The organism is Dysgonomonas termitidis, assembly GCF_054657735.1.
Window position 1 is genome coordinate 2,136,708 of record NZ_BAAHYD010000002.1, and the last position, 12,322, is coordinate 2,149,029.

Here is a 12,322-nt window from a genome sequence, read left to right on the forward strand (position 1 = left end):
ATGTCAAATTCTTTAATTATGAATAATAGTCTTATATCCGGTACAGGGCTGATAGATGGAAAAATGGGAATAGCTATCCTATTATATCATAGTTCGAGGATAACCGGTTGTAAAAGTTATCAGGATACAGCAGATTCTTTACTGGACAAAATATTGGCCGGTATAGGCTCCATAGACTTATCTTTTTCAAAAGGCCTGGCTGGAATTGCCTTTGGCTTAGATCATCTTATTAAATATAAGTTCATAGATGCAGACCCCGACGATTTATTAATAGACGTAGACGATAAATTATTCTCGTCTCTGATTACTGACAGTAGTAAAGATTTTACAAATGACTTCCCGTTATTCTCTTACGGCTTATATATAGATAAAAGAATAAAAAGTCATCAGGCAATAAATATAGGGATTGATTATCTTATAAGAAAAGGAATACAAATCTGCGAAAACTTTTTACAGAATAATCCCTTATTCAACACAGGCAATATACTATATGTTAACTCAATGATATATTATCTTCTTAATCTAAAAAAGATTTATAATTATTCAGAATTAGTAGACCCAGTACTTGATATTCTGTTAAGAAAAATAACTCAAAAGATTGACAATAGTGTAGAATTAGACAAAAATTGGGAAATAACTCTCGATCTTTTCCTTTCTCTGACTTGGGAGAATCCTCTGATAGATGAATTTCAGTCAAAATATCAACGTTTATATGATGTTGATACAGATGATAAACAGGACTTCGATTTGGATATATTGAGACAAGAACTATTATATTTTTCTTCTTCCAAGCAGAATTTTGAAGTCAACAAAATACATCGTTGGATAGACGAACGTCTTGATACTATTTTGGACTACAATCCTGATGTTTTTTGCCGGGATATAATAACCGTCGGCTTGTGGACAACCAGCAAGGTGTACGAAACAGAAGCTCATAGTAGAAAAGTTGATGCCATTAATGCAGGGATTTAATAATATACCTTAAAGACAGATTACTTAATCCTTATTTTATTTAAACACCTTATGAAAAAACTAACAAGGACAAGCCTAAGCGCTTTAAAAAGGACAAGTACAGTATTGACAGAGCAACAGCAGAGAGCCATAAAAGGAGGCTGCTCGCTGGACCAGATGGGCGTAGGATACTGGATCGGAGGTAATTATTATTGGTATAGGACGTCGGAATGTACCTGTGATTCTGGTTACACTCCCGGAAATAGCGGATATGGCTATGGTGGATATAGTTATTGGGGAGGTAGTGGTTATGGCTCATCTACAGGCAGTGGCGCTTATGGTTCATCAACGAATCCTGTATCCGAGAGTCATTACGGTACGCTTGTTAGTATTGGTGCATGGCATGGAGGCTGGGTGATGATAGGCGGACAACCTTGCTATATGCTGGCCGAGGTCATAGTTGACGGATATACATATACACCTTCAGACTATGATTATGATCCTTGGGGCGATTCCGGATATTCGTCATTTCCCGACGACTATTGGGATATTCTTTTTGGATCAGGTTACGGGTATTCACCGGATGACAGTTCTTCGGGATGGACAGGAGGGGGTGGAGGCTCTTCAGCAGGAAATTCCGGTAACGGCAATTACTGGTGTGACAACTGGGGCGGATTTCAGTGGTATTTCAGCGAATCGATCGATGCTTCCGGGCATTTAGGCGCGGGAACATATGCCCCCGGACCGTATAACATGTGTTTTTTCAATGCATTGACTTATCTGTTCGGCGGGGATTACACGACCCACTTCAATAATTATGATGGGTATTTTACTGAAAACGGCGTCTTTTTCAGCCAGGCGGCAAATTATGTGCAGGGCGAATATAATGCAAGCGTCATATCTTCTACACAAGCTGTCTCGTACCTGAATGGTAACACTAACGTAATGGCTTTTGTTACGGTTCGTAATAATAACACGCAACATGACGAGACCCATGCGGTTATACTGGAAAGTTACAATATTCAGGATGGAAAATATACATTTTATGATCCGACAAATGATAGACATGATAGTGAACATAAAGACGAATTTTTCGGTCTGATGTTTAGTATACCTAAGAAAAACTAACTAACTTATGAAGATAATGAAAAGTAATAGATTATTCAGCTTATTTTTAGCCTCAACTTTATCTCTATGCGCATTTAGCCAGCTTCCACCCCTGAGACATGAAAGGCGTGATGTATTGGAATATACCATACCGAAAGGATACAAAAAATATATAACAAGCGAATGCTTCAAAGGCTATCCTCATTTAAAGTCAGCACTGCATTGTACTATGACAGGTCTATTCTCTAATGATGATGAGATTATTGTTATATACTATACTCCAATGTTCCCTACAGTAGAAGATTCCATAAGAATGACCCGGTTTATGCAGCAAATGGCTCCTGCCGTAGAGCGCATGCCGGTGGAGAAGTGGAAAAACACCAGGTATCCTGACCGGAACTCCATACATAGAAATACAATAAGAAATAATTTGGGTTATACCTTACGTAAAAGTGATATACAAAAAGAAGATATAGAAAAGCATGTGACCTTTTTCCCTCCGGCTTATGCAAAGGAAGTATATAACGCCGATTCGGTAGCGACCTATTATTTTTGGCCGAGCTTCGAAGATAAGCCTTACCGTGGAAAATACATCGGAGCTCAAGCTATTATGGCACAAAAAAGAGACAAAGGTTACTTCGTTGTATATTGTTTTTATACCGAGAAAGCGAAGGAAAATCTGGACAGGTATCTGAAGCAGTTGGAGGGAGTGGTACGGTTTAAGGAATAAATATATTGGAATTTTAGATAATTGTAATTTAGAATTAAACACCTTATGAAAAAACTAACAAGAACAAGCCTAAGTGCTTTAAAGAGGACAAGTACAGTATTGACAGAGCAACAGCAGAGAGCCATAAAAGGAGGCTGCTCGCTGGACCAGATGGGCGTAGGATACTGGATCGGAGGTAATTATTATTGGTATAGGACGTCAGAATGCACCTGTGGTTCCAGTTATGATTCCGGAAATACCGGATATGGCTATGGTGGATATAATTATTGGGGAAGTGAGCCCAATAATTATGGGGGATATGGTTATAATTATGGTAGCTGGGGTGGGTATCCAGGGGAGGGAATTATGGATTGTGTCATACAATCCCTCGCCTATATGTATGGGTTATCAACAAATGAAGTGTATGCTATGATGATTGAAGTAATGCAAGAGTTATATGGATGGGGCCCAGAAGCTTCCGCCGCAATGGCCGGTTCTACAGGAGCTAATCTGGAGCAAGTCGAAGCTATTACGCGTATGCTTAGTGGCTCGTGTTATTCGAATTCCTATAATTCAAGCTCATCCATGTGTGCGCTGGGCCTGACAAAAGGCGGACATGCGATTGCTTTAGAATATTATGACAGTTCCAGCGAAACTTATTCATATTGGGATGAGCAACAACAAATAGGGGGTACAATCTCCGCATCAGATTTGCTGTGGGTAATTTCAGGACAATGAATATGTATAAAATTATAGTAATTATTTCATTTATATTACTTCCTTTCTGTCTGTTTTCGCAGTCGATAGAAGACGTTTACGATCTCAAGTTCGAAAGCTTTGGTAAATCATATCGTGGTGATTGGATGAATCAAGGTAGCATGGTGAAGGTCACCATTGACAGCAATGAAGTTGTCAATGGTAGGCATCCCATTAAAATATATTCGAAAAATACGTGGTCAAAAAACATGCCCGATAGGGAGAAAATACTGTTACTATCGCGTACAGTTATTTTGCCCGAACATGTGAATGGATCCTATTGTAAAGTCTCAATAAACAGTAAGAGTGAAAACTTAATAAACTGGAAATTCGGCATAAAAGGTTTAGACGTTAATGAAAATATCCTTCATTCCGACTCACTCTACATCGAGAGTGAAGACTGGCAAGAACATTCCTTATCATTTCCTTTAAATGATATTAAAGCTGTTAAGATAGAAATATCAATAATTGACGATGACCCTAGCGACGATCAGAATGCATGGCTGGACAGAGTATATATTGATATCAACAATCAAAATATCAATGCATGCAGAGTCGATAAACCCGGAAGTAATGCTGATCCTTCTTTGAATAAAGAATATCTGATACCCTTGTCGTTAGCAGATACTACGATTGCAAGACGTATCCCTGGTATTGAAGATAAAAAGATCATCGGAATAGGCGAATGCACGCATGGCAGTCAGGAAATAAAACATGTATGTTTTCAATTAATGAAAAGCCTGGTTGTTCAAAGTAACTGTAATGTTATATTAATAGAACGGCCTGCCGATATGAGTTTAAAGTGGGACCTCTATACACAAGGTGTTCTTGCCGAAGCTATAGAACCGGAAATCATACAGGAGCTGAAATGCATGTTCGATGATTATGAATCTTTTTTCAATTTTCTGCAATGGCTTCGCAAACACAATGAAACATCAGAAGCGAAAGTCCGTATTTTTGGATTTGACACTTTGGCTGACCCGCAAACTACTCTCTACGAGTATTTTAAATTACTTATAGGTGATGCGAATTCCCTGTGCTATTTGCAAAAGCTAAATGAAAATGATTATGAAAGTATTAGAAAGTATGCATTGAATGATTCTACCTTGCAATCCTCATTGAGTAGCAAGGACTTTGACTATTTATTGTTTCTGATAAATGAAGCGGAGCACAACCCCAGTAAATTATGGGGTAGAGACGATAAACGGGAATATGGTATGTGGAGGAAAACCGATGAAATTATTAAAATATATTTGAAGGAGAACGACAAAGCTGTAGTCTACGCTCATAGTTCCCATACAAATAAGATGAAAGATTTCTTTTCTGATATTTTTACAATACCTTCTTTGGGAGCCTATATTTATAGAAAATACAAGGACGAATATTTTTCAATAGCTATTCAGGTCGGAAAAGGAGAATATACACAAGACGATACAGGAGCCTTTAGCAAAGCAGTATTAGACCAACTGCAATATCCTGTAATCGAAAGCTTCGAATACAGGGCGCTAAAGATGGGTAATGATTACTTTTATTACCCTACAAATAAATTGGATAATAATATTTCAAGTATAAGGGTTATCGGACGAGAACGCCGCGGTCTCAACCAGTTTTTCTTCTGTTCATTGAATAAAAGGTTTGATGGGCTGATATTTGTTAGTAAAAGTAGCAAATTAAACAACATTGAAGAATATCCATTTTTTTACACTACCGGTCTGTTCGGTCTGAAACGCGCTAAACGAAAAGAAATATTAAAAAATGAATTATTGAAGTAAATATATGTTATTAAAATCATTCCCTCACGAGTGTCAAATGGATGCTAAAGATTGCGGTCCAGCATGCCTCAAAATCATAGCAAAATACTATGGAAAATATTACTCCTTACAGTATCTGCGTGATTTATGCGGTATTACCCGTGAAGGAGTATCCCTTTTGGATATCAGCTATGCTGCCGACAAGATTGGATTAAGAAGCATATCTGTAAAGGTTACGATAGACGACTTGGTTGCAAGAGTGGTCTTGCCAGCTGTTATCCACTGGGATAACAATCATTTTATCGTTATTTATAAAGCTACGAATAAAAAGATCTATGTTTCTGATCCGGCCAAAGGATTAGTTTCCTATACTCACGAACAATTTAGGGAGAAATGGTATAAAAAAGATGAACCTTATGGAGTCCTTATGGCTCTAGAGCCTATGGCCAATTTTAGACAGATTGAGGCCCACGAGAAAATAGAGAGACTGAAAAGCTTTGAAAACCTACTCGGTTATTTTACCCCTTATAAAAAGGCCTTTAGTATCCTGTTCTTAATCATGTTTATTGCTACGATATTGCAAGCCTTTCTCCCTTTCATCTCTAAAGCTGTAATTGATACCGGAATACGTACACAAGATGTAAATTTTGTGTATATGGTACTCACAGCTAACATTGTACTATTATTAAGTATAACTCTATCAAATGTTCTTCGAGATTGGGTATTGCTACATGTTACAACTCGTGTTAACATATCCCTCATTTCTGATTATTTAATTAAACTGATGAAACTTCCGGTTTCTTTTTTCGAAAACAAATTGGTCGGGGATATCTTACAACGTGCCTATGATCATGAGCGTATTCGTAATTTCATAATGAACAACTCTCTGGGGATGGTATTTTCATCTATGACATTTGTAATTTTTAGTACGATCCTGTTAATATTTAACAAAACAATTTTTTTCATTTTTGGAGGAGGCAGTATCTTGTATGTACTTTGGATATTTATGTTTCTAAAGGTCAGACGTAAATTGGATTGGGAATATTTTGATCTGCTCTCTAAAGACCGTAGTTATTGGGTAGAAACTATAGAAAATATCCAAGAGATAAAAATAAACAATTATGAAGACACTAAGCGTTGGCGATGGGAAGGTATTCAGGCACGCCTCTACAAACTCAACGTCAAGATACTAAATATCAATAATGCCCAAAAACTGGGATCCCAGTTCATCAATAACCTCCAGAATATGGCTGTCACATTTTTTTGTGCCATTGCAGTTATTAACGGTGAGATAACCTTTGGCATTATGATCTCCACTCAATTCATTATTGGAATGCTGAATGGACCCATAGCCCAATTCGTAGGTTTCATTCAATCGGCACAATACGCAAAGATCAGCTTTATGCGGATTAATGAAATACACCAGCTTCGGGATGAAGACGATTTGGTATCTATATCAGCAAATAGTTTGGAGCTTCCAAAAGATAAAAGCCTGAATGTTAAAAATCTTTCTTTTTCCTATTCTCCGCATGCCCCTTTGGTCATAAAAAGTATTCATTTGACAATCCCGGAAGGAAAAGTAACAGCGATAGTCGGTGATAGTGGTTGTGGTAAATCCACATTACTAAAACTTTTATTACGCCTCTACATGCCATCATATGGTTCAATTAATATCGGAGATATGAACATTAATAATGTAAGTTTACGACAGTGGAGAGCCAAATGTGGTAGTGTGATGCAGGAAGGAAAAGTCTTTAACGATACTATCCAGAATAATATAGTACTGAATGAGGAAATCGTAGATTATGAAGCTCTTCAACAAGCCGTCAATATTGCAAATATCTCAAAAGAAATAGAAGCCATGCCACAAGGCTACCAAACGATGATCGGAGAAATGGGACGTGGTTTGAGTGGGGGACAAAAGCAACGCTTGCTGATAGCAAGAGCTTTATATAAAAACCCCGATTATCTTTTTTTAGACGAAGCTACCAATGCTCTGGATACGATAAACGAGCAAAAAATAGTCAAAGCCTTGAATAATGTATTCAATAACAGAACTGTTGTTATTATTGCCCACCGTTTGAGTACTATCAAAAAAGCAGACCAAATTGTAGTAATGAAAGCCGGTATGGTAGTAGAATTAGGAAATCATGATTCTCTGATGAATAGAAAAGGACATTATTATAAACTTATACAAAGTCAATATGATCTGGAGCCTGTTAAAATTGAGGCCGAAGCCGAAGGATAATACGAAACGGAGTGAAGAGGTCAGTGACATTATAGATCGTATGCCTACAGCTTTCAGCAAGTGGGTTGCTGCAGCCATTATTCTCTTTACCATTCTTTTATTTGTTTTTGGCTGGTTTATTAAGTATCCTGATGTGGTAACCGGACAAATAAAGATTAATTCTAATACAGCACCGGTTAAGCTGCCTGCACACACATCAGGTAAAATAGAATTATTATCCTTCAAAGCTCAGGATACAGTAAAAGAAGGGGAGTATATAGCTGTTATTCAGAATCCGGCAAATACAGAAGATGTTAAAACGATAGCATCTCTTATTCAGAACTTCGACCCGAATAATTCAAAAATATTGTCACAGGCTGTTCTGTTATTTCCGGAAAAGGTTTCGTTGGGAGAACTGAATATGAAATACTATTCGTTTCTGTCTTCACTGAAGAGTATCATTGATTATGCTGATGATAATGTTTATGAACAGCAGCAAATAAGTTTATCTGATGGTATCAAGTGGCGGAAGAAAATATTGGATGAGACAAAGAATGCACTGAATATTTCAACAGAAAATCTGGCAATCTCAGAGAAGTGGCTAGATAAATATTCATCATTGAATAAAGACCTTGTAACCACCTATGAGTTCGAGATAGATAGAAGTCGGATAGAATTTCTTTCAGCCAAGCAGAATAACCAAAATTTAATAAAAGAAATTGCTTCTGTTGAAATGCAGATTACAGAAAGTGAAAACAAATTGTCTCAGCTTTCAGTAGAACGCAGGGGGAAAGAAAGGCAGCTACACCTCGATTTATTTGCATCTTATCACGAATTGAACAATCAGATCAAACAATGGGAACAGACTTTTGTCCTAAAAGCCCCGTTTGACGGACAGGTGGAATTCTTAAAATTCTGGACTAACGATCAGTTTGTTCAGGCGGGAGAAGACGTGTTTGGTATCGTACCAAAACAAAATATTGTACTTGGTCAAGTATTACTTCCAGCGATAGGGGCCGGCAAAGTTAGAGTAGGTAGTAATGTCACAATCAAATTAGACGATTATCCGTATGCAGAGTTTGGATCGATAAAAGGAGTCGTGAAATCAATATCTCTCATTACCAATGAATATAAAACACAACAAAGTAATATCAATACCTATTTGGTTTTGGTAGATATGCCTAAGGGCTTAATTACAAACTATGGAGATAAACTGGATTTTAAATACGAGATCGGAGGGCAGGCGGATATTATTGTGAAAGACCGCAGGCTTATCGAGAGACTATTCGACAATATAAAGATTAATACAAAGTAAGGACATAACATATGAGATTTTTTTTGTCACTATTGCTATGCACAATAAGCATAACTAATTCATATCTGAACTCTCAAAATAAAAAAATACTAGATCTGTTTCATTGCATAGAACTTGCATCTGACAGTTCTTTACAAGCCTTCATTGCCCAGAATTATTACCAATCGGGTTATTGGGAATACCGTTCATACAAAGCAGCCCGTCTACCAGCTTTATCTCTAAGAACGACCCCTCTGCAATATAATCGCAACATCGTAAAACGTTATGACTTTCAAGAAAATATAGATGTGTATAGAACCCAACAATCGTTGTATTCATCCGGGGGGCTGACCTTAAGCCAAAATTTCGATCTTACAGGAGGAACCTTTTTTGTCGATTCCGAACTGGGATATATAAAAAATTACGGAGAGAATAATTACAGGCAGTTCAATGCAGTGCCTATCCGTTTTGGTTATTCTCAAGCCCTGTTCGGATTCAATGCCTTTAAATGGGAGAAAAAAATAGAACCTCTCAAGTTTGAGAAGGTAAAAAAACAATTTTTGTACCATCAACAAGAAATAGCAGAGACTACTGTACAATACTTTTTTAATTATGTACAGGCTCACAAAGAATACGACTTGGCATTAGAAAATCTGCTTTCGGCTGACACTTTGTATACGATAAGTCTGGAAAGACAAAAAATATCCGCTATATCCGAAGCTGATGTACTGACTTTAAAGCTAGATAAAATCAATACACAAAATACCCTTAAAAGTGTAGAATTAGGGCTGAAAGATACAAGGTTTGCTTTACTTACTTTCCTGAATTTAGATAAGGAGAAAGAATATTCTCTCCAGTTACCGAAAAACACAGATGATATTTTCATTCCGGTTAACGACGCTTTACTCTATGCTCAAAGGAACAATCCCGACTATTTATCCCATCAGCAAGAAATATTGGAAGCAGAAAGAGAAGTTGACAGAAGCCGTAAATCTGTTTTTGATGCCAGTGTATCAGCCAGTGTCGGTTTTAATCAAGTCGCTGACAACTTTGGTGGAGCATACCGCAAGCCTTTACAACAAGATATAATTACAGTAAGTCTTACTATCCCGATTTTGGATTGGGGAGTGAAAAAAGGAAAGATAAATATGGCTAAGAGCAATTTGGGTGTCGTCAAATTCTCAGTACAACAAAAGAAGCAGAATCTGGAACAGGAATTACTCTCGGCAATTGATAACTTTAATAATCAAAAAGAATTGATTGTTTCCGCTCAGGAGGTTCTGTTATTGGCAGATGAGGCTTACAAGATTAATAAAAAACGCTTTGTTGTGGGCAAAACAGATATAAGTACCCTCTCTCTTTCCTTAAGTAGATACAAAGAAGCTCAGAGGGGCTATATAAGTGCTCTGAAATATTATTGGGCAAGCTATTTCAAAATAAGAAAAATGACTCTTTATGATTTCGGTAAGCAGGAAGATATTTCTATCCAATTTAATCTTTATTAAGTTTAATTTTTCGAAGTTCTATTTCGATAAAAACAAAGATTCAATTAATATCCCATTAGCTCTGGTGTGAGGCAGTTTGTTTATTAATTTTAATTGAACTATAAATATGCAATGAATAATATACCCCCAATAATACATCAAATACAGAATCGGCATCTATATTCTGTATCCTCCATTGTACCCTCCTTGTCTCAATCATGGAAGGATAAGCACCCGCTATGGACATATAAGATTTGGAGTTTGAAAACTGTACAAGATCTTATTTCTCGACTTTCACCATCCCTGCCCCTAATTATGGATGAAAAGGTACAGCTTGATATAGCTCGCTACTTTATTTTATATCAAGAAGGAGGAATATTTGTAGATTCGGATTTTGAATGTATTGAGCCTTTTGATAATATAATAGAGGGGAAACAATGTTGTTTTTCTTATGAACCACAAATATCCGGCAATAAGATTATTTCTAAATCTTTAATAATATCAGAGAAAGGACATTCATTTTTAAAGTTCATAATAAAAAGAATCGAAAATGATTGTAATTGTGTAACAAAAGAGAATCTCGTTTTCTTAAATAATACATTCACTTTATATGATAATACAAGTGATGTGGAGATCATTCCTTCTTCGGTGATAAATCCATTTTCCCAAGCTGAGATGAAATTATATCTCGCTGGATTAATGCCTGAAGAGATTATGGAAGAATTAATATCCGAGGCAGCTTCTATATGTTATTATCAGAAGAATACACGATCAAATACTATAGATGTTTTATACTTAAGCTCTATTGTTGGACATGGAGGCGCCTTCAGAGCTGCCCATAGAATACATTCAGGCTTGAGATCTATTGGTGTTGGCTCTAAGATGTTGGTTCTAAAATCGGACTTTGGAGAGAGGGAAAATTTATCAGATGATATTTATATAGCCCAACCCAGGCTTTCGGAAAAAGTAGGCTATCAGAATGATTTAGAACCCTTAAAAAAATACCCTAAATACAATTTATCTTCTCACACGTTTGCTCCGGCAGTAGCTGGTACAGACATTAATGAATATATTGATATTTTTAATCCTAAGATTGTACAAATCCACTGGATTAATGCCGGATATATAAAAATTGAGGATTTGGGTAAAATAAAAAAGAAGATTGTTTGGCGTTTAGCTGATTGTTGGCCTTTAACTGGTGGGTGTTATTATTTTGGAGACTGCCAAAGATATCTGACTGGCTGTGGAAAATGTCCCAAACTTGGTTCTGAAGATGAAAAAGATTTATCTCATAACATTTGGCAACGAAAAAGGAAAACATGGACAAAGATGGATATGGTAATAGTTGTTCCGACTCTCTGGATGAAACAAATTGTAGAAAATAGTATACTGTTAAAGGGTAGACAGGTGTTTGTCATACCCAATGGTCTGGATCTCAATAAATTTTATCCGATCAGCAATAAAATAGCAAGAAAAGCTCTTGGCATACCTATAAATAAGAAAGTCATACTTTATGGTGCAACCAATGCAATAAATGATCCGAGAAAGGGTTTTTCTTTATTACTACGGGCATTACAATCTTTATCTAAAAAACACCACAATGAATATTTCTTTGTAATCTTCGGTGCGGAATATCAAAAGATAGATTTGAATATTCCTACTAAAATTATGGGATACATACAAGATCATTATATCTTGCAATCTTTATATTCTGCTGCTGATGTAATGATTGTTCCATCCTTAGAAGAAGCCTTTGGACAGACTGTAACTGAGTCTATGGCTTGCATGACGCCTGTCGTATCTTTTTTAGATACAGGTCCTGCCGGAATAATTGAGCATAAGCAGACAGGATATTTGGCTAAATACAGTGATCCTGAAGATCTAGCAACCGGTATAGAATGGATACTTGAGGATAATTCCCGCCTAAACTCGTTATCTCTAAATGCAAGATATAAAATAGAGACGACCTATGATATCAAAGTTGTAGCTGAGCAATACCGTAGTTTGTATAAACTTATTGAAGATATAGATTATTAATAATGC

At 36.6% G+C, this 12,322-nt stretch carries 9 protein-coding genes; all 9 read left to right on the forward strand.

Annotated elements, in window-relative coordinates:
- The first annotated feature begins 18 nt into the window (after positions 1-18).
- The gene (locus ACYQ3L_RS13055; RefSeq protein ID WP_379993967.1) at positions 19-972 is read left to right on the forward strand and encodes a lanthionine synthetase LanC family protein; all 954 of its coding nucleotides are present in this window, start codon (positions 19-21) and stop codon (positions 970-972) included.
- Between the two features lie 51 nt (positions 973-1,023).
- Entirely contained in the window at positions 1,024-2,079 is a 1,056-nt protein-coding gene (locus tag ACYQ3L_RS13060; protein WP_379993968.1) for a hypothetical protein, read from the forward strand.
- Between the two features lie 7 nt (positions 2,080-2,086).
- Positions 2,087-2,788, forward strand: a complete 702-nt coding sequence (locus tag ACYQ3L_RS13065) for a hypothetical protein (RefSeq protein WP_379993969.1) — start codon at positions 2,087-2,089, stop codon at positions 2,786-2,788.
- Positions 2,789-2,833: 45 nt separating this feature from the next.
- Positions 2,834-3,505: a hypothetical protein gene (locus tag ACYQ3L_RS13070; protein ID WP_379993970.1), complete on the forward strand. Its 672-nt coding sequence runs from the start codon at positions 2,834-2,836 to the stop codon at positions 3,503-3,505.
- A gap of 2 nt (positions 3,506-3,507) precedes the next feature.
- Positions 3,508-5,295, forward strand: coding sequence for an erythromycin esterase family protein (locus ACYQ3L_RS13075; RefSeq protein WP_379993971.1), 1,788 nt, complete (start codon positions 3,508-3,510; stop codon positions 5,293-5,295).
- Positions 5,296-5,299: 4 nt separating this feature from the next.
- Positions 5,300-7,522: a peptidase domain-containing ABC transporter gene (locus ACYQ3L_RS13080; protein WP_379993972.1), complete on the forward strand. Its 2,223-nt coding sequence runs from the start codon at positions 5,300-5,302 to the stop codon at positions 7,520-7,522.
- Positions 7,479-8,816, forward strand: coding sequence for an HlyD family efflux transporter periplasmic adaptor subunit (locus ACYQ3L_RS13085; RefSeq protein WP_379993973.1), 1,338 nt, complete (start codon positions 7,479-7,481; stop codon positions 8,814-8,816). The genes ACYQ3L_RS13080 and ACYQ3L_RS13085 overlap by 44 nt, the downstream gene beginning before the upstream one ends.
- A gap of 11 nt (positions 8,817-8,827) precedes the next feature.
- Positions 8,828-10,300, forward strand: coding sequence for a TolC family protein (locus ACYQ3L_RS13090; RefSeq protein WP_379993974.1), 1,473 nt, complete (start codon positions 8,828-8,830; stop codon positions 10,298-10,300).
- 111 nt (positions 10,301-10,411) lie between these two features.
- Positions 10,412-12,316: a glycosyltransferase gene (locus ACYQ3L_RS13095; protein ID WP_379993976.1), complete on the forward strand. Its 1,905-nt coding sequence runs from the start codon at positions 10,412-10,414 to the stop codon at positions 12,314-12,316.
- The last annotated feature ends 6 nt before the right edge of the window (positions 12,317-12,322 follow it).